This is a genomic window from Streptomyces sp. NPDC001927, assembly GCF_053594455.1.
Map to the genome: position 1 here is coordinate 16809 of NZ_JBSFEN010000003.1, position 18511 is coordinate 35319.

Here is an 18511-nt window from a genome sequence, read left to right on the forward strand (position 1 = left end):
CGCTTCTCCACTCTAGGCACGGCCCGGCTCGGGGGCAGCGTCGGTGATCGCGACCTCGAACCAGACGGTCTTCCCCTCCCCGCGCGGCCGCCATCCCCAGCCGGTCGAGAGCCGTTCCAGCAGGTAGAGCCCGTGCCCGGAGGAGCGGGCCGCGTCGTGCGGGCCGTGCGGACGCGGACGTACGGGACTGGTGTCGCTGACCTGGACCCGCAGCCGGCCGCCGGAGCCGTCGAGGCGCAGCTCGTACGGTCTGCCACCGTGCGTGTACGCGTTGGTGACGACCTCCGAGACAAGGAGCAGGACGTCCTCGACGAGCACGTCCCGCGCACCGCCGAACGGGCCGAACCAGTCGTGCAGGGCCTGCCGGGTGAGGTCGCGGCACTCCCCCACCAGGCCCGGGCCGTCGCGCAGCTCGTGCCGGCGGGCGAGCCCGGCGTCCTCCCGTCCGGTCGTCGCCATGGAGGGCCGCTGCCCGAAGGGACGATGCCAAACCACCCATTCAGGGGATAATTGCCTGAGGACGCTCGAACGACGGACCGCGCCGCCCGCACCCGGCGGCGAAGGCTCGCCCCACCCGTCGAGGGAGCCATATGTCCACCACCGACCGGAACCCTTCGACCACGGCCCGCACCCGCGCGGAGGCCGAGCAGGCCGCCGTGCGCGAGCGCGCGCTGGATGGTCTGCCCGAGATCGACCGGCCCACCGATGTGAGCACCGGCGACGCCCAGACGCTCTCCACGGCGCTCTTCGCCCGGCTGGAGAAGCTGGAGGAGGGCACGCCGGAGCACGCGTACGTACGGAACACACTGGTCGAGCTGAACCTCAGCCTGGTGAAGTTCGCGGCTCGCCGCTTCCGGAACCGCGCCGAGCCGACGGAGGACATCGTCCAGGTCGGCACGATCGGCCTGATCAAGGCGATCGACCGGTTCGAGACGGGCCGGCGGGTGGAGTTCTCGGCCTTCGCGCTGCCCACGATCGTCGGGGAGATGAAACGTTTCTTCCGCGACACCAGCTGGGCCGTCCAGGTGCCACGCCGCCTTCAGGAGCTGCGCATCGAGCTGGCGAAGGCGGTCGACACGCTGGAGCAGCGGCTCGGCAGGCGTCCGACCCGCGCGGAGCTGGCCGCCCATCTGCACGTGGACGAGGAGAGCGTGGCGGAGGGCGAGCAGGCCTCGAACGGCTATGTCGCCCGCTCGCTCGACACGCCCGCCTGGGACGACGAGTCGACGGTGACGGAGGGGGCCCGGCGGCTGGGGGCGGAGGAAGGGGCCTTCGAGCTGATCGACGCGCTGGAGTCGCTCAAGCCGCTGATCGCGCGGCTCGACGCGCGGGACCGCCGGATCCTGGCTCTGCGGTTCGGCGCGGAGCTGACGCAGGCGGAGATCGGCGAGCGGCTCGGACTCTCGCAGATGCACATCTCCCGGCTGCTCGCCCGGATCCTCGACGAACTCCGCACGGGCCTGCTTGAGGACGCGCAGGACCGGTGACGTGCGGCTCAGGCACCCGCCCCTCGGCGCAGGTGCCCCGGGCGGGCGACCTCCAGCCAGACGACCTTGCCGCGCCCGCGCGGCTCGGATCCCCAGGCGCCTGCCAGCCGGTCCAGGACCATCAGGCCGTGGCCGCCGGGCAGTGACGGCGCTCTGGGCTGCCGTCGCCTCGGGAGTTCGGGGCTGGCGTCGGAGACCTCGACGCGCAGGTGGTCGTCGCGTTGGCGCAGGACCAGTTCCTCGGGGCCGTCGGCGTGCAGGCAGGCGTTGGTGACGACCTCGGAGACCAGGAGCAGGACGTCCTCGGCCCGTTCCTGGCCCTCGTCGTCCTCGGCCGGGATCCAGCCCCAGTCGCCGAGCGCCGCCTCGGTGAAGTCACGGCAGCGCGTGACGACTCCCTTGGTCCCGAACAGCACCAGCCGCCGGACCTGGCCCTCGTCCACGGCGTTCCCGCCCACCACACCCTCCGCCCTCGCGTGTTCTAGCCGCTCGCCCGCCGGTCGGTGAGCGCCTCGGCCACGTTCTCGTACACGCGGAACACGGTCCGCGCCCCGGTGATCTCGAACATCCGGGAGACGGGCGGGCGCAGTCCGGCCAGTTCCAGCCGGCCGCCGGACTCCACGGCCTGCAGCCGGGCCCGCAGCAGCACGTTGAGACCGGTCGAGTCGCAGAAGCTCAGCCGCTCGCAGTCGACCAGGATCAGTTCCGCGCCGTTCCGTTCCTCCAGCGCCTGCCGCAGGGTGTCCGCCGTGTCGTGGTCGAGCTCTCCCGTCAGGGAGAGCACCACGGCACCGGGCGCACCGGACTCACCGGGTCCCGGGCCGGTCTCGGCCGTGACGGCGAAGCGCTCGGACACCATCGAGTCACCTGCCTCCCTCCGTGCTCGTACAGGGGTCTACCCCACTCATGCCCCGGAACGCATCGTCCGCCCCATCGGGGGCGAACGGGTCCCGTCAGGAGCCGGGGAGCCGTTCCAGCGTCTGGCGGGGCGCGGGGCTCGGGCTTCCGACGTACCGTTCGGCGGCGTGCACCGCCTCGCGCGCGGTCCGCTCCCCCATCAGCACGCACAGCGTGTACGCGGTGTCCTCGAAGCGGCGACGGATCGACAGATCGCAGGGCCTGGCCAGAACACCCCGCTCCTGGGCCCTGTAGTGCCGCAGCAGCTGGTCGACGGTGTTTCTGTCGGGCATCAACATCATGGCCTCCTGGCGCGACCCCCCTCCCTCCGTCGCTCCATATTCGGGTCGCCGGGTCACCCGCGCGACCCATGCGAACACGGTCCGTCACGGAGCCGGGTCCGGCGTGCGGCCGCGCTCCGGATGGCGGATGGTCGATTCCATGAAGGCGAGTACGGGACTCAAGGTCGTCGTCACGGGCGCCACGGGCAATGTCGGGACGAGTCTGGTCCGGGCTCTGGAACGGGAGCCGCGGATCTCCTCCGTGCTCGGCCTCGCCCGCCGCACCCCCTCGCTGTCCCTGGAGAAGACCGAGTGGGCCGAGGTGGACCTGTCGCTGGAGGGCGACGAGCCGAGGCTCGCGCGGTACATCGAGGACGCCGACGCCGTCGTCCATCTGGCCTGGGCGTTCCAGCCGACCCACGAACCGGCCGTGACCTGGCGGTCCAACGTCCTCGGGGCGCTGCGGGTCTTCGACGCGGTCGCGGCCGGGCACGTGCCCGCCCTGGTGTACGCCTCGTCCGTCGGCGCCTACTCCCCCGGGCCCGGGAGCGGCGCGCCGGTCTCCGAGTCCTGGCCCACGCACGGCTGGCCCGGCGCCGCGTACACCCGCGAGAAGGCGTACGTGGAACGGGTCCTGGACACCTTCGAGCGCGACCACCCGCAGACGCGGGTGGTGCGGATGCGGCCGTGCTTCCTCTTCAAGGAGGAGTCGGCCAGCGAGCAGCGGCGGATCTTCGCAGGCCGGTTCTTCCCCGGCTGGCTGATGCGTCCGGATCTGCTGCCGCTCCTCCCCGAGCTGGACGGGCTGCGCTTCCAGGCCATGCACACCGACGACGCGGCCGACGCCTACGTCCGCGCGCTCGTACGGGACGCCCGGGGCGCGTTCAACATCGCGGCCGACCCGGTCGTCGACACGGCCGCGCTCTCCGCGCTCCTCGACGCCCGGCCCGTGAAGGTGCCGAGCGGGGCGGCGCGCGGTCTGCTCGCGGCGGCCTGGCGGCTGCGGGTCGCCGGGGCGTCCCCCGGCCTCTTCGACGCGGCCCTCAGACTGCCGTTGCTGTCCACCGAGCGGGCCCGCCGTGAGTTGGACTGGGAACCGACCCGTACGTCTCTGGAGGCGCTGGACGCCTTCCTGCGGGGCGTACGGGCGGGCAGCGGCGACGCGACGGCCCCGCTGACGGGGCGCCGCGTGGGATGACGGGCCGTCAGTCGGCCCGGTACGCCTCCCAGTCGACGACGCCCATCGCGGCGCCCGCCGCCTCCCGGCCCCCGCAGTGGGCGCGGTGGCGGGCCGCGATGCCGTCGAGGTCGAGGTGGCGGCCGAACGCCGGCTGCGCGGCGAGGCGTTGGGCGTAGGACCAGAGCGCCGGGTGTCCGGCGATCCGCTCCAGGGCGCCGGCGTCCAGGTGACGGCGGTGGACGGTGTCGAGTTGGACGAGGGTCACCCAGACGTGGACGTCGGCGGCGGTGAGGGTGTCGCCGAGGACGTACTCCTGCCGCCGCAGCCTGCGTTCGAGGCCGCCGAGGGCGGCGAACAGCTCGGCGAGCGGGTCCTGGTGGGCGGCCTCGTCGTCGAGTCCGAGCTCGCCCGCGCGCTGTGCGGCTCGGTTGATGCCGCGCTCGCAGAGTTCGCCGATCGCCTCGATCTCGGCCTCGCGCCCCTCGGGCAGCAGGTCGGGGTGGCCGGGGGCACGGAACCGCACGGCGAGGTCGCGCAGGATGTCGGGCACGTGGGTGCTGACGATCCGGCCGGTCCAGCCGTCGCTGAGCACGGGCGCGGCGGCCGGTCCCGCGTACTGGTGGGCACTGGCCTCGTACAGCGGCAGCAGGGCCGCGTACCCGCCGCCGGGCGTGTCGGGGGTGGCGGGGAGGAGCGAGAGCGGGACGGTCTCCTGGAGCCCGAGGAGGCCGTGGGTGACGGCGATGCGCAGACAGCCGGGACAGGCGAGGGACAGATGGAGCCGGTAGCGGTGCGGCACGGCGTAGTGGCCGCTGCGGACGTCCGGGCCGATGCGGCCCCGGAAGGCGGGCGCGGCCGAGGCCGGCGCGGCGGGCGACGGAACGGCGTACGGGCGGCCGAGGTGCGGGGTGACGGACATGCTTCTCCCTGGGGGTGCTCGGTGCTGGGTCACGGGCGCACGACGGCGTCGGCGGGCGCACGGAGGCAGCAGAGGTACGGGAAGGAGGAGAGCTGGTAAGCCGTGGTCAGGGGGCGGACTCCCGCGGGCGGCTCAGCGGGCGGAGCCGGTCTCCTGGGCCCGCAGGGCCCACGGGACGGACCGCAGGGCGGACGGCGGGGGCGACGCGGGCCCGTGCCCGAAGGGCTACGGGGAAGCGCGGTACCAGGGCTCGCGAGCCCGGCGTGACCCCAGCCGAAGGCTCTAGGCGCCCCGGCGGCCGTGTCGACTCGCCGCGCTGCACACACGCAGCAGGTCGATGTGACGGCGGGAGGTCAGGAGCGGCGAGCGCACTGTCCGGCCGGCGAAGGCCGTCTCCCGTGCTCTCCTGCGCGCCATCGCTTCCCTACCTGTTCACTCGGATTCCCGTTCCCGAGTGTCGGCGCGGCCACGGTCCGCGTCAAGAGCGCGGACAGCCCTCGGACACGCAGCCGCCCGCCGCTCCGCCGTGGGGTACGAATCCGGTCACCGGGGTGCGGAATAATGCGGGCATGCGCATCTCAGCCAGGGCCGACTACGCGGTGCGAGCCGCGCTCCAGCTGGCCGCCGCCCAGGACGCGGGGCCGGTGAAGGCCGAGGCGATCGCCGAGGGCCAGGACATCTCGCACAAGTTCCTGGAGGGGATCCTCGGTGACATGCGCCGGGGCGGTCTGGTGCAGAGCCAGCGGGGCGGGAACGGCGGCTACTGGCTGGCCAGGCCCGCGGAATCGATCTCGGTCGCGGACGTCATCCGGTGTGTGGACGGGCCGCTCGTGTCGGTGCGCGGGGTCCGGCCTCCGGAGCTCTCGTACACGGGTCCGGCCGAGTCGCTGCTGACGCTCTGGATCGCGCTGCGGGCGAACGTGCGGAACGTGCTCGACGGGGTCTCCCTCGCGGACGTGGCGGCGGGGAAGCTGCCGGCCGAGATCTCCGGGCTCGCGGAGTCCCCTGACGCCTGGACCAATCCCTGAGCGTCTCGGTTCCTGGAATTGAACTGTCCATGATGTGAACGCCTCTTGGGGCCCGCACCTTTCCTCTGCGATTATCCCTACCATTCCAGTGGGAAAACTCGGGAATCTATGAGGTGACGTGAGAACGCCGAAGAAGTCAGCGCTGCGCCCCACCTCCCGGCCGGCCGACCGCCGTGGTGACGACGAGATCTGGCCCCGCGTCACCCGCGAGCTCGCCGACGACCTCGCCTTCGACGCCCCGGTGCGGGACCGCGCCGGGAAGCCCCCGTTCGACGAGGTCGCCCGCCTGCGGGAGGCCGGACTGCCCGCCCTGCTCACCCCGCCGGGCGCGAGCGGGCGGGGCGCCGACTGGCGGGCCGCGTGCGCCGTGATCCGGGAGATCTCCGCCGCCGACAGCTCGATCGGCGAACTCCTCGCCCACCACCACGTCCTGGCCTGGAGCGCCCGCTTCCTCGGCGGCGGCGAGCCGCCGGCCCCCGGAGCGACGTCCCCGCACGCCGCGTTCGAGGACGGCACGGCCCGGGAGGGCCGGCTGCTCGGCGGCGGCCTGGAGCCGTCGGACACGAGCGGCGAGCGCGAGCTCTCCCTCACCCCGACCCGAGGCGGCCATGTCCTCGACGGGCGCCGCACCTTCCCCTCCGGGGTGACCGTCGCCGACCGTCTGGTCGTCGGGGCGCGCTGTACGGAGACCGGGAACATCCTGGTCGTGCTCGTGGATCCGGCGGATCCGGCCGTGTTCGTCGAGGCCGGGGCCGAGCGGGTCGGCCAGCGGCTCGCGGGCGCGGGGACGGTGACGTTCGACCAGGTCCGGGTGGACGCCCGGCACATCCTCGGCTCGCTCCCCCGCGACGAGCACGCCGTCGCCCCGTTCACGACGCTGGCCCCGCTCGCCCTGCGGCTCCTGCTGGTCCACGTCGGGCTCGGCATCGCCGAGGGCGCGCTGGCCGAGGCCCGGGACGTGAGCCGCGCGACCCGGGCCGCCCCGGTGGCGGCCGCCGCGCGGCTCGGGGCGCCCGACCAGCCGCTCGGCCAGGAGGACCCGTACCTCCTGCTGGCCTACGGCGAGTTGGCCACCGCCGCCCACGCCGCGTCGGCGGTCGTCGAGCGCGCGACGGACGCCCTGGCGCACGGCCTTGGCGCCGGGCGGGCCCTCGGCGTCGAGGACCGGGCCGACATCGCCGTCCTCGTCGCGGCGGCCGAGGCGGTGACGAGCCGGGCGGCGGTACGGATCACCAGCCGCATCCTCGAACTCGTCGACACCACGGCGCCCGCCGACGCCCCGGGCGGCGGCCCCGGTTTCGACCGGTTCTGGCGCAACGCCCGTACGCTGACCGCCCAGTCCTCCTCGACGCACCGCCTGCGCGACATCGGCGACCACTACCTCCACGGGACCAGACCGGGGCTCCGACTGCTCGCCTGAGGTGCCCCTTCCGGCATGTCGGGACCTCCGGCCCTCTCCTCGGGCGGCCGTTGGGCCCAAGCTGGGAGGCAGAGGGGGGCCGAGACCGTGCCCGCCGCCGAACAGAGGGAGGCAGCCTGATGAGTCGCGAGATCGTCGCCGGAGTGGACGGTTCGCCCGAGAGTCTCGCCGCGGCCGACTGGGCCGCCCGGGAGGCGGGGCGCCGCGGTCTCGCGCTGCGGCTCGTGTACGCGTGGCGGACGGAGCCGCTCAGCATCCCGCTCGCCCAGGACCGCGCGCGCCAGGACCGGATGGCGGAGGAGGTGGTGCGGGCGGCCGAGTCGACGATCGGCGGGCGGTACCCGGGCCTCGCCCTCACCGCCGCGGTCCTTGCCGACACCCCGGTCGCGGCGCTGCTGGGCACCGAGGAGCGGGCCGAGATGCTCGTCATCGGCTCGCGCGGGCACGGGGCGGTGGTGGGCTTCCTGCTCGGCTCCCACGGACAGCAGATCATCGCGGCCGCCACCCGGCCCGTGGTGGCGGTCAGGACGCGCGACGACGCGGAGGACGCCGAGGCGGAGGACGAGGGCGGCGAGATCGTCGTCGGGCAGCAGGGCGGTCCCGAGGACAGCGCCGCGGCCCTCGGCTTCGCCTTCGCCGCGGCGAAGGCGCGCGGGGCGTCCCTCCGAGCGGTACGGGCGTGGAACCTGCCGTCCCTGTACGCCTACAGCCCCGGCTCGATGGCGCTGGCCGACGAGGCCGGTGGGCTCGTCCCGTTCGAGGAGAAGTCGCTCCACGAGGCCCTGGCGCCGTGGCGGGAGCGGTACCCCGAGGTGCCGGTGACGGAGCAGGTGGAGATCGGGAGCGCGGGCCAGGTGCTGCTCTCCTCCTCGGGCGCGGCGCGGCTCCTGGTCGTGGGGCGCAGGGCCAAGCGCGGGGCGCTCGGGTCCCGGATCGGTTCGGTCGCGCATGCCGCGCTGCACCTGGCGCCCTGTCCGGTGGCGGTCGTCCCCCACGAGTGATGCGGTGGCTCCACGGGGCGGCGTGTTGACGGGCCGGGTTGACGAGATGTGTCGACGGGACCGGCGCCGGAAAGTGTGATGACCGCCGCCCCGGCGGCTCTCCCGCGCCGGACGGACCGGCGGCCCCGGAGAAGAGAGCGGAGCCCATGGAGCACCACGACGAGACCAGCCCCGACGAACAGCCGACGAGCGACGGGGGCCGGCACCGCAGAGGCGGGGGTGCGGGACGGCGTGCCCGCGGGGGGCTGTCCTTCCGTACGGCGGTGACGCTCGCGGGCACGGCGGCGGTCGTCCTGACGGTCGCCGCCGGGGCGTACGTGGCGTCCCGCGGCACCCCGCCCGCCACCCGTTCGGAGGACGTCGTCCGCACGAACCTGGCGCCGCTCGGCGAGAGATCCGTAGCGGCGGCCCCGGGGACGACGTACTCGGGCGGCGGAAAGGTCGCGCGGTACGTCGACGAGGTCGTCGCGCTCGCCAACGCCGAGCGGGAGAAGGCCGGTTGTGCGCCGCTGCGCTCCGAGCGGCGGCTGGCCGAGTCCGCCCAGGCGCACGCGGACGACATGGCGGACCGCGACTACTACGAGCACACGACACCCGAGGGCAGGGACGCGGGCGACCGGATCACCGCGGCCGGATACACGTGGTCGAGCTGGGCGGAGAACATCCACCGCGGCCCGAAGACCCCCGTGCGGGCGATGGAGGACTGGATGAGCAGCGACGGGCACCGCCGCCACATCCTCAACTGCGCGTTCAAGGACATCGGCGTGGGGGTGACCCTGGCGGCCGACGGGCCGTGGTGGGTGCAGAACTTCGGCACCCGGCGCTGATCCGGCCGCCCGGTCCGGCGGCGCGGGTTCAGGGCGCGGGCGTGGCCAGCTTCTGCACCCACACCGTGCCGTCGGGTCCGTCCACGGCGGCGACGCCGGTGTCGCGGTAGTCGCAGTCCAGCATGTTGCGCTCGTGCATCGAGCCGTCCATCCAGTCGTCGAAGACGGCGGAGGGGTCGGCGCTGCCGCGCGCCAGGTTCTCGGCCCACGCGGACCACTCGTATCCGGCGGCCGAGATCCGCGCGTCGGCGAACTTGCCCTCCGGGCTGTTGTGCGCGTAGTAGCCGCGCCGGACCATGTCCCGTGCGTAGGCGCGGGCCGCGTCGTTGAGCCGCGGGTCGGTCCGCAGGGGCGCGCAACCCTCCTGTGCCCGCCGCTGGTTGACCAGCCGGGTCAGCCGCTCCTCGGCGGTGACCGTCCGCGTCGGCGTGGGCGTCGGCTTCGGCTTCGGGGAGGGGGTCGGCGTCGGGGTGGGCGTGGGGGTGGTGGGACTCGGCGAGGGCGTGGTCGGCTCCGCCGGGGGCGCCGCCACGGGCGCGACGGGCGCGGGCGCCCGCTCCTCGGGCTCGGACGGTACGAGCAGGATGAGCCCGCCGAGTACGCCGACGGCCACCGCCCCGGCTATCCAGGCCCGCCCGATCGACCCGCCGCCGGTGATCCCGACAGGCTCGATCTCCGCGCCCCCGTGCGGGACGGCGTCGGAGGCGTCCGCCGCCAGGGCGGCCGCCTGGGTCTCCGGGCCCGCCGCGCCCCACAGCAGGAGCGGGGGGACCAGGCCGAGGCCCACCAGGAGCGCCTCGGCCGGGGCGAGGACGGTGCGGGGCGGGAGGCAGCGGCGGCAGGGCGTCACGTGGCGGGCGACACGCTTGCGCCAGAGCGGGGAGGGGACGCCGTCCCAGTCGGCGGTCAGCCGGGCCAGCTCCTCGCAGCGCGGCCGGGCGCCCAGCGCGCGGACGACGGTCCGGCCGGTCTCCAGGCGCTCCTTCATCCGCTGGACGCGGACGGCCGCGTGCGCGGGGGTGACGGCGAGCGCCTCGGCCAGTTCGCCGCGGTCGAGTTCGCCGCCGGCCTCCAGCCACCACAGGGCGAGGACTTCGCGGTCGGTGTCGTCGAGCCAGCGGGTGGCCTCGGCGACCTCGCGCCGCTGGCCGGTGAGGCCGAGCCGGAGGATGGTCAGGTCGACGAAGTCGCCGTCCGGGTCGGCCAGCTCGGCCGCCCGGTCGAGGCCGGGGACGGGGCCGTTCTGCCGTTCGCGCCAGCGCCGGCGTATCTGGTTGGTGGCGATGGCGACGAGCCAGGACCGGAAGCGCTCGGGGTCGCGCAGTCCGGGCAGGCCGTCGAGGGCGCGGACCATCGTCTCCTGGACGACGTCGTCGACGTCCGCGTGCCCGTCGAGGGCGCGGCCGACGATGTTGTAGACCAGCGGAAGGTACGCGCGGACGAGCCGCTCACCGGCGTACGGGTCTCCCGACACGGCCGCGCCCACCAGTGCGGCGGTGCCGCGCTCGTCGCTGTGCATGTGCCCTGCTCCCTCGTCGTCCTGGGTCTGTGCCGTCCCCGTCCTGAGGAGACCCGTGGGAGCGGGTGGGATAACACTTACATGATGGGCAAGCCCTTGGCGGGTGCCCTACGCGGGTGGGTGGGGCAGGTACGGAACGGTGGCCGCGTGTCCTTCCCGTACCGCTTCGACGGCGGCCGCGTGGAGTTCGCGGCTCTCCGCCTCGGAGGAGCACGGCACCGGACTACCCGCCATGGTGAACCAGTCGGAGGCGCCGGTGTACTGCACGGCTACGCGTGCTTCGCCATCTGCATAGGTGGTGTGCACGGTCATGTCGCCGGTGACCGTACCGACCTCGTCGGTGAGCACCCCACCGCGCCCGGTGTAGACGCCGGGGGTCGTCCATGATGCCCAGCTCATCCATCCAGGTTCACACCCGAATGGCACATCCGCCACCGACGGGACCGCCCCGGCCGGAGGAATCCCGGCCGGGGCGGTTCGAGCTGTCGCGCCGGGATCAGGCGAGGGACGCGATGGCCTCGTTGAAGGTGGCGGACGGGCGCATCACGGCGGCGGCCTTGGCCGGGTCGGGCTGGTAGTAGCCGCCGATCTCGGCCGGGGATCCCTGGACCGCGTTGAGCTCGGAGACGATGGTGGTCTCCTGCTCGGTCAGGGTCTTGGCCAGGCCGGCGAAGGCCTCGGCGAGCTGCGCGTCGTCGGTCTGCTTGGCCAGCTCCTGGGCCCAGTACAGGGCCAGGTAGAAGTGGCTGCCGCGGTTGTCGATACCACCGACGCGACGGGTCGGCGACTTGTCCTCGTTGAGGAAGGTGCCGGTGGCGCGGTCGAGGGTGTCGGCGAGGACCTGGGCGCGGGCGTTGCCCGTGGTGGTGGCGAGGTGCTCGAAGCTGGCGGCCAGGGCGAAGAACTCGCCGAGGGAGTCCCAGCGGAGGTAGTTCTCCTTGACGAGCTGCTGGACGTGCTTCGGGGCGGAGCCGCCGGCGCCGGTCTCGAAGAGGCCGCCGCCCGCCATCAGCGGGACGACCGACAGCATCTTGGCGCTGGTGCCCAGCTCCAGGATCGGGAAGAGGTCGGTCAGGTAGTCACGCAGGACGTTGCCGGTGACGGAGATGGTGTCCTCGCCGCGGCGGATGCGCTCCAGGGAGAACGTGGTCGCGTCGACCGGGGACAGGATCTTGATGTCCAGGCCCTCGGTGTCGTGCTCCGGCAGGTACGCGTTGACCTTGGCGATCAGCTGGGCGTCGTGGGCGCGGGACTCGTCCAGCCAGAAGACGGCCGGGGCGCCGGTGGCGCGGGCGCGGGTGACGGCGAGCTTGACCCAGTCCTGGATCGGGAGGTCCTTGGTCTGGCAGGCGCGGAAGATGTCGCCCTCGGCGACCTCCTGCTCCAGGACCACGTTGCCCGCGGCGTCGACGAGGCGGACGGTGCCGGCCGCGGCGATCTCGAAGGTCTTGTCGTGGGAGCCGTACTCCTCGGCCTTCTGCGCCATCAGGCCGACGTTCGGGACGGAGCCCATGGTCGACGGGTCGAAGGCGCCGTGGGCGCGGCAGTCCTCGATGACGGCCTGGTAGACACCGGCGTAGCTGCTGTCCGGGAGGACGGCGAGGGTGTCGGCCTCCTGGCCGTCCGGGCCCCACATGTGGCCGGAGGTGCGGATCATGGCCGGCATCGAGGCGTCGACGATGACGTCGGACGGCACGTGCAGGTTGGTGATGCCCTTGTCGGAGTCGACCATGGCGAGGGCCGGGCCCTCGGCGATCTCGGCGTCGAAGGACGCCTTGATCTCGGCGCCGTTCGGCAGGGCGGCCAGGCCGTTGAGGATCCCGCCGAGGCCGTCGTTCGGGGAGAGGCCCGCGGCGGCGAGCGCCGGGCCGTGCGCGGCGAAGGTCTTCGGGAAGAAGGCGCGTACGACGTGGCCGAAGACGATCGGGTCGGAGACCTTCATCATCGTGGCCTTGAGGTGCACGGAGAAGAGCACGTCCTCGGCCTTGGCGCGGACGATCTGCTCGCCGAGGAAGGTGCGCAGGGCGGCGACGTGCATGACGGAGGCGTCGACGACCTCACCGGCGAGGACCGGGACGGACTCGCGCAGGACGGTGGTGGCGCCGTCGGCGGCGACGTGCTCGATGCGGAGCGTGCCGGCCTCGGAGACGGTCGCGGACTTCTCGGTGGAGCGGAAGTCGTTCTGGCCCATGGTGGCGACGTTGGTCTTGGAGTCGGCCGACCAGGCGCCCATGCGGTGCGGGTGCGTCTTGGCGTAGTTCTTGACCGAGCCGGGGGCGCGGCGGTCGGAGTTGCCCTCGCGCAGGACCGGGTTGACGGCGCTGCCCTTGACCTTGTCGTAACGGGCGCGGACGTCCTTGTCCTCGTCGGTCTGCGGGTCGTCCGGGTAGTCCGGGAGGGCGTAGCCCTGCGCCTGGAGCTCGGCGATCGCGGCCTTCAGCTGCGGGATGGACGCCGAGATGTTCGGCAGCTTGATGATGTTCGCCTCGGGCGTCTTGGCGAGCGCGCCGAGCTCCGCGAGGGCGTCCTCGATGCGCTGGCCCTCGTCGAGACGCTCGGGGAAACCGGCGATGATGCGCCCGGCCAGGGAGATGTCACGGGTCTCGACATTGACTCCGGCCGTCGAGGCGTAGGCCTGGATCACGGGCAGGAACGAGTACGTCGCCAGGGCGGGCGCCTCGTCAGTGTGGGTGTAGATGATGGTCGAGTCAGTCACCGGGTGTGCTCCGCTCCACGTCTGCGTCTGCGAGATTGCTCGACATCAAGATATCTCGTGATCGGCCTCGGTGGGAAAGGGCCCTGCCTCCTCCGTGGCGAGGGTGCCCGTGAGGCGGTACGGGACGGGGCAGGCGTCCAGGTCGACGTGACGGAGCAGGCCGAGGAGCAGCAGCGCGGCGGCCGCGCCGGCCCCGGCGGCGAGGGCGTGTCCGCCCAGGTAGGCGAGGCGGGGGAGGTCCGGGTCGGCCGAGTCGAGGACGAACATGGAGTCGACCAGGAGGACGGTGCCGAGGCCGAGGCCGCCGACGGCCACGAGAGCCAGGGGCCCGATCACGAAGAGGGCGCGGAGCGGGAAGCGGCGGGTGCGGGCGGGGGCGACCTTGCCGCGGCGGGCGAGAACCGCGAGGAGGCCGCAGGCGACGGCGAGGACGAGGAGGTCGGCGCCGAGCACGTCGCTGGGGCGGTGCCAGCCGGCCGCCACGGTGAACGCGCCCACGGCGATCGCCCACAGGGCGCACAGGCCGACGGCGAGGCCGCGCATCCGGTACGGGACGACCAGGACGAGCCCGAACATCACGCTCGTCGCGATCGTGGTGTGCCCGCTCGGGAAGCTGTTCTGCGTCAGGTACGGGGGCGCCTCGACCAGGTCGGGCCGGACCAGGAGGAGGCGCTTGAGCACCTCGGCGAGGACCAGGGAGGCGGTGACGGTGCCGACCGCGGCGGCCGTCAGCGCGTACCGCCCGCGGAGCGTGCCGATCGCGGCCAGGACGAGCAGGGCGACGACGAGGGAGGAGACGGTGATGTGCTGGAGCGTCCGGTTCGCCTCGTGGGCGGCGGCCAGCGTCTCGTCGGTGAGCCGGCCGGTGAGGACGGCGTTCTCCCAGCGCTGCCCGGTCGCGGTCAGGACGAGCCCGGCGTAGACGACCGCCATGAGCAGGACCGAGCCGAGGCAGGCACGCCGCATCCGCTTGCGGACCCGGCCGCTGAAGGAGTGGGCCGCTTCACCGGCGACGGCGGCGTACCACCAGGTGCCGGTCTCCAGGGGCCGCGCACTGCCGTCGGGGCGGAGCCTGTCGTAGGGAGCCATGCTCCGATTCGAACCCGCCGAGCCCCGGGCCGCCCGCTGGACGCACCCGAACGAATCGCCGAGCGATCAGGACGAGGGTCCTCGGGGGCGCCGCGCGGTCCGTGGGGTCATGCCACGGCGCCGCGACCGGCGGGTGAACGGTTCTGCCGACGTGTTCCGAAGAGGGTGAAGGCCGTGTTGACCAGGGCGACGTGGCTGAGCGCCTGGGGTGTGTTGCCGAGCTGGCGGCGGGCGTGCGGGTCCCACTCCTCGGAGAGCAGGCCGACGTCGTTGCGGACGTCGAGGACCCGCTCGAAGGCGGTGCGGGCCTCGGCCGGGCGCCCGGTCATCGCCAGGGCGTCGGCGTACCAGAACGTGCAGGCCAGGAAGGCCCCTTCGGCGCCGTCGAGGCCGTCGACCTCGTGCACCTCGCCGTTGCCCACGTCCGCGTACCGCCGCAGGAAGCCGTGGTCGTCGAGCCGGGCCATCGCGTCGACGGTGCTCAGGACCCGGGGGTCGGTCGCCGGGAGGAAGCCGAGGCGGGGGATCAGCAGCGCCGTCGCGTCGATGCGGCGGGCTCCGTAGTACTGGACGAACGACCGCTGTTCGTCGCTCCAGCCGAGCGCGCACACCTCGTCCTTCAGGTCGCGGCGCAGGGCCTGCCAGCGCCGGACGGAGGTGCGCTGGCCCGCGATGCGCGCGAGCCGCAGGGCGCGGTCGGCGGCGACCCAGGCCATGACCTTGGAGTGGACGAAGTGGCGGCGCGGGCCGCGTACCTCCCAGATCCCCTCGTCGGGGTCCTGCCGCCGTTTCTCGACGTACTCCAGGAGCGCGGCCATCAGGCTCCAGACGTGCGGGTCGATGGCGACGCCCGCCCGGACGGCCGAGTAGATCGTGCTCAGCACCTCGCCGTAGATGTCCAGTTGGAACTGGTCGACGGCCGCGTTGCCGAACCGGACCGGCCGGGAGCCCTCGTAGCCGGGCAGCCAGTCGGCCAGTACCTCGGGGATGTTGCGCTGCCCGGCGACTCCGTAGACCGGCTGCAGGTCCGCGGGGTCCCCGGCGACGGTGCGGACGAGCCAGTCCTTCCAGGCGAGCGCCTCGCGGTGATATCCGCTGCGCAGCAGACAGGAGAGGGTGAACGTGGAATCGCGCAGCCAGCAGAAGCGGTAGTCCCAATTGCGCTCGCCCCCGATGGATTCGGGGAGCGAGGCGGTGGCCGCGGCGACGACTCCGCCGGTCGGTTCGTAGGTGAGGGCTTTCAGGGTGAGGAGCGAGCGCATGACGGCTTCGCGATACGGACCGTCATAACGGAGCTGGCCGGCCCATTCGTCCCAGAAGGCGAGCGTACGGTCCAATTCGGCGGGCACGTCGGGCGGGGGCGGGGGCGCGGAATGCGAGGGCCGCCAGCCGAGGACGAAGGAGACTTTCTGACCGGCCGTCACCGAGACGTCCACCGTGGTGCACGAGTTGGTGACGGTGACCTCGGCGCCGGGTCCGGAGACGAGGTACGCCGCGTCCGGCCCCGCGACCGTCGCGACGGTGCGCCCGTCGATCGGGTACGACCAGGGGACGACGCTGCCGTGGTTGAAGCGCAGCCTCAACTCCCCGTGCAGATCGACCTGTCCGGCGATCCCCTCGACCAGCCGGACGATCCGCGGGGTGTGCTCGCGCGGCGGCATGAAGTCCGTGATGCGTACGGCACCGGAGACCGTTTCCCAGACCGATTCGAGGACGAGGGAATCGCCCCGGTAACTCCGGCGGTTACAGGGGCGATTGCCGACCGGTGCCAGACTCCACTGCCCGTGGGATTCGTCGCCGAGAATCGCGGCGAAACAGGCGGGTGAGTCGAATCGGGGGGCACACCACCAGTCGACAGCACCGTCCATCCCGATCAGCGCGGCCGTCTCCAGATCACCGATGAGGGCGTAGTCCTCAATTCGCCCTGCCATGTGGGGATTGTAATCCCGCCTTGACGGCGTGGCATTATCCGACGGATGCTGAGAACGGTCGCTCTCGGATTCCGGAGAGCTTCTGGAGAAAGCCGTACCGATGGGTAACGGGCCACATCCGCTGCGCCGGTCGACCGACCTTTCGCCGGAGGCCGACAACCGTTCCGTGAGTCTGGTCGTGCCGGTGCGCCCCGGCGACCGCGACCCCGGCTGGCTGCTCGCGCAGCTCCCCGCCGACGTCCACGAGGTGATCCTCGTCGGGTACGCGCCGGACGGTCAGCGCGCGACCGGCGAACACGCCGGCGGCTCCGTGACCGTGCGCGGGCTCGGGCCGTGGGACTGCGAGGCGGGCGACATCCCGCACGCGGGACTGATCGCCGCCACCGGAGACCTCATCGTGCTGATGGGCGCGGACGGCAGCATGTCGCCGCAGGAGATCCCGCACTACCTGCACTACCTCGACAGCGGGTACGACTTCGTCAAGGGCTCGCGCTTCATCGCCGGCGGCGGCAGCGCCGACTACCCGCTGCTGCGCCGGGCCGGGCACGGCGCGCTGCTCCGGGTCGCCCGGCGGTTGTACGGTCAGCGACTCACCGACCTCTGGTACGGCTTCTGCGCCTTCCGCCGGGGCTTCGTCGACCTCCTCGACCTGCGGGAGGACGGCGTCGAGCTGGGCGCCGAACTGGTCACCCACGCCCTGCACTACGGGCTGCGCATCGCCGAGGTGCCCAGCCTCGAACGGCCCGGCCGCCACGGCCCGTCGCACCCCCGCACGGTCCGTGACGGGGCGCGCATCCTGGGCGGACTGCTCGACGAACGCCCGCACAACGCCCTGCTCCGGCTCGCCCCCCGAACCCGGCGCGAGAAGCGCGCGGAGGGCGCGCACCCTGCTTGACGGATCAGGTATCGGATGCTAACGGTTGAAGTCAGGCATTTTCTACGCGAATCAGACCCAGACCCCCGACGGGGTCGGTGGCCGGAAGTAGTACGCCGTGACCGCACAGCGCCTCAGCCGAACGCCGGCGGCACCCGGTCCGCATCCACTGCGGCGGGTGACCGACTGGCCCACGGCCGAGGCCCGGCGCCGCCCGGCCCGCGTCTCCTCGCATCGCCCCACCGCCCACCCCGCCCGGCGCGCCTCCGACCGCCTGTTCTCGGTGGTCCGGCACTGTCGCACCGCGCCTCGCGTGCCGAGGCCGGCGGCCCGGCGCCGGCGCTCGCGGACCGTCCGCGCCCGCGCCGCGCACAAGCGACGCTCCGGCGGCTCACAAGGCTCCGACCCAGCGGACCATCCCGGCCACTCCGGCCACCCCAGCCCCTCGGTCCGCTCCCGTCCCACCGGCCACTCCGACCGTCCAGGGCGGCAGCCTGACGCGTCCCCCGCGTACGCGTACGCCCACGCCCCGATCCGCCGTACGACCCCGCGACGCCCCGCGCGCCGCGCCCCCGAAGGAGGCGAGGCGTGATGGTCGCCGTGCGCGCACACGCACCGCTCCCCCGCTGGCTGACCCGGCCGGCGGTGGACCTCGAACTGATCATTCCGGCCTTCAACGAGCAGCGCAGGCTTCCCTCGACGATCAAGGCGACGACGGCCTTCCTCGCCGCCCGCCCGTGGTCGTCCGCCGTGGTCGTGGTGGACAACAACAGCGCCGACGGAACCCTGGACGCCCTGGACGGTCTCGCCGAACCGCCCGTGGGACTGCACGTGATCGGCTGCAGCGAGCAGGGCAAGGGCGCGGCCGTCCGGCGCGGGATCATCACCTCATCCGCCCGCTTCATCGGCTTCGCCGACGCCGACAACGCGACCCCCATCGAGACCCTCGACCGGGTGATGGAGCTGCTGCGCGCGGGGCACGGCGCCGTCATCGCCTCCCGGCACGCGCCCGGGGCCCATCTGGAGGTCGAGCAGTCGGTGCTCCGCAGGGGCGGCGGCCTGCTCTTCCGTACGCTCGCCCATTTGACCCTGCCGGGGATCGCCGACACCCAGTGCGGGTTCAAGTTCTTCTCCGGGCCGCTGATCCGCGAGGTGGTGCGCGACTGCCACATCGACGGGTTCGCCTTCGACGTCGAGATGCTCGCCCGTGTCGTGCGCGCCGGGCGCGATGTCGTCGAGGTCCCGGTGGCCTGGTCCGACGTCCCGGGGTCGACGTTCTCGGCCCGCCGTGACGGCCTGCGGTCGATGGCCGATCTGCTGCGGATCTCGCTGGCCCGGTGAT

Annotated in this window: 19 protein-coding genes; 9 read left to right on the forward strand and 10 right to left on the reverse strand. The window is 73.4% G+C overall.

From position 1 onward, the window contains the following. Positions 1–12: 12 nt before the first annotated feature. Positions 13–459: an ATP-binding protein gene (locus ACWCO8_RS07740; protein WP_451031458.1), complete on the reverse strand. Its 447-nt coding sequence runs from the start codon at positions 457–459 to the stop codon at positions 13–15. Between the two features lie 131 nt (positions 460–590). Between ACWCO8_RS07740 and ACWCO8_RS07745 the strand changes: the two genes are divergently transcribed. Then, positions 591–1487 carry a SigB/SigF/SigG family RNA polymerase sigma factor gene (locus tag ACWCO8_RS07745; protein WP_451031459.1) on the forward strand — a complete coding sequence of 299 codons (897 nt, stop codon included), beginning with the start codon at positions 591–593 and terminating at the stop codon, positions 1485–1487. Between the two features lie 8 nt (positions 1488–1495). On the opposite strand, the gene ACWCO8_RS07750 is transcribed toward ACWCO8_RS07745, so the two are convergent. The 3 genes from ACWCO8_RS07750 to ACWCO8_RS07760 all read right to left on the reverse strand — a co-directional run bounded on the left by ACWCO8_RS07750 (position 1496) and on the right by ACWCO8_RS07760 (position 2683). Beyond that, the gene (locus tag ACWCO8_RS07750; RefSeq protein ID WP_451031460.1) at positions 1496–1945 is read right to left on the reverse strand and encodes an ATP-binding protein; all 450 of its coding nucleotides are present in this window, start codon (positions 1943–1945) and stop codon (positions 1496–1498) included. Positions 1946–1968: 23 nt separating this feature from the next. Beyond that, on the reverse strand, positions 1969–2346 hold the full coding sequence (locus ACWCO8_RS07755) for an STAS domain-containing protein (RefSeq protein ID WP_451031461.1): 378 nt from the start codon (positions 2344–2346) through the stop codon (positions 1969–1971). A gap of 94 nt (positions 2347–2440) precedes the next feature. Further along, complete coding sequence (locus ACWCO8_RS07760; RefSeq protein ID WP_362008251.1) at positions 2441–2683, reverse strand: DUF5133 domain-containing protein; 243 nt, start codon at positions 2681–2683, stop codon at positions 2441–2443. 142 nt (positions 2684–2825) lie between these two features. Here ACWCO8_RS07760 and ACWCO8_RS07765 point away from each other — a divergent pair, with 142 nt between their 5' ends. Further along, positions 2826–3863, forward strand: coding sequence for an NAD-dependent epimerase/dehydratase family protein (locus ACWCO8_RS07765; protein WP_451031462.1), 1038 nt, complete (start codon positions 2826–2828; stop codon positions 3861–3863). A 7-nt stretch (positions 3864–3870) separates the two neighbouring features. Here the strand turns inward: ACWCO8_RS07765 and ACWCO8_RS07770 are convergent, their stop codons facing one another. After that, entirely contained in the window at positions 3871–4764 is an 894-nt protein-coding gene (locus ACWCO8_RS07770; RefSeq protein ID WP_451031463.1) for a glutathione S-transferase C-terminal domain-containing protein, read from the reverse strand. A 569-nt stretch (positions 4765–5333) separates the two neighbouring features. On the opposite strand from ACWCO8_RS07770, the gene ACWCO8_RS07775 reads away from it, so the two are divergent. From ACWCO8_RS07775 to ACWCO8_RS07790, 4 genes are all read left to right on the forward strand, one after another. Further along, entirely contained in the window at positions 5334–5792 is a 459-nt protein-coding gene (locus tag ACWCO8_RS07775; RefSeq protein ID WP_451031464.1) for an RrF2 family transcriptional regulator, read from the forward strand. 118 nt (positions 5793–5910) lie between these two features. Beyond that, a complete protein-coding gene (locus ACWCO8_RS07780; RefSeq protein ID WP_451031465.1) occupies positions 5911–7212 on the forward strand; it encodes an acyl-CoA dehydrogenase family protein in 1302 nt (433 codons plus the stop codon). Positions 7213–7331: 119 nt separating this feature from the next. Then, positions 7332–8213, forward strand: a complete 882-nt coding sequence (locus ACWCO8_RS07785) for a universal stress protein (protein WP_451031466.1) — start codon at positions 7332–7334, stop codon at positions 8211–8213. Positions 8214–8359: 146 nt separating this feature from the next. Beyond that, positions 8360–9040 carry a CAP domain-containing protein gene (locus tag ACWCO8_RS07790; protein WP_451031467.1) on the forward strand — a complete coding sequence of 227 codons (681 nt, stop codon included), beginning with the start codon at positions 8360–8362 and terminating at the stop codon, positions 9038–9040. Positions 9041–9068: 28 nt separating this feature from the next. On the opposite strand, the gene ACWCO8_RS07795 is transcribed toward ACWCO8_RS07790, so the two are convergent. The 5 genes from ACWCO8_RS07795 to ACWCO8_RS07815 form a co-directional block, all read right to left on the reverse strand. Further along, positions 9069–10559, reverse strand: coding sequence for a sigma-70 family RNA polymerase sigma factor (locus ACWCO8_RS07795; protein ID WP_451031468.1), 1491 nt, complete (start codon positions 10557–10559; stop codon positions 9069–9071). A 108-nt stretch (positions 10560–10667) separates the two neighbouring features. Then, the gene (locus tag ACWCO8_RS07800) at positions 10668–10958 is read right to left on the reverse strand and encodes a hypothetical protein (RefSeq protein WP_362008272.1); all 291 of its coding nucleotides are present in this window, start codon (positions 10956–10958) and stop codon (positions 10668–10670) included. Between the two features lie 97 nt (positions 10959–11055). Further along, positions 11056–13275 (reverse strand): NADP-dependent isocitrate dehydrogenase, encoded by a 2220-nt coding sequence (locus ACWCO8_RS07805; protein WP_451031469.1) that lies wholly within the window; start codon positions 13273–13275, stop codon positions 11056–11058. 45 nt (positions 13276–13320) lie between these two features. Beyond that, complete coding sequence (locus ACWCO8_RS07810) at positions 13321–14364, reverse strand: phosphatase PAP2 family protein (protein WP_451031470.1); 1044 nt, start codon at positions 14362–14364, stop codon at positions 13321–13323. Between the two features lie 107 nt (positions 14365–14471). Continuing rightward, entirely contained in the window at positions 14472–16295 is a 1824-nt protein-coding gene (locus ACWCO8_RS07815) for a glycoside hydrolase family 15 protein (protein WP_451031471.1), read from the reverse strand. A 166-nt stretch (positions 16296–16461) separates the two neighbouring features. Here ACWCO8_RS07815 and ACWCO8_RS07820 point away from each other — a divergent pair, with 166 nt between their 5' ends. The 3 genes from ACWCO8_RS07820 (at position 16462) to ACWCO8_RS07830 (ending at position 18510) form a co-directional block, all read left to right on the forward strand. Next, a complete protein-coding gene (locus ACWCO8_RS07820; protein ID WP_451031472.1) occupies positions 16462–17190 on the forward strand; it encodes a glycosyltransferase in 729 nt (242 codons plus the stop codon). A gap of 157 nt (positions 17191–17347) precedes the next feature. Next, the gene (locus ACWCO8_RS07825; protein WP_451031473.1) at positions 17348–17761 is read left to right on the forward strand and encodes a hypothetical protein; all 414 of its coding nucleotides are present in this window, start codon (positions 17348–17350) and stop codon (positions 17759–17761) included. Next, complete coding sequence (locus ACWCO8_RS07830; RefSeq protein ID WP_362008678.1) at positions 17761–18510, forward strand: glycosyltransferase; 750 nt, start codon at positions 17761–17763, stop codon at positions 18508–18510. The genes ACWCO8_RS07825 and ACWCO8_RS07830 overlap by 1 nt, the downstream gene beginning before the upstream one ends. Position 18511: the final 1 nt, after the last annotated feature.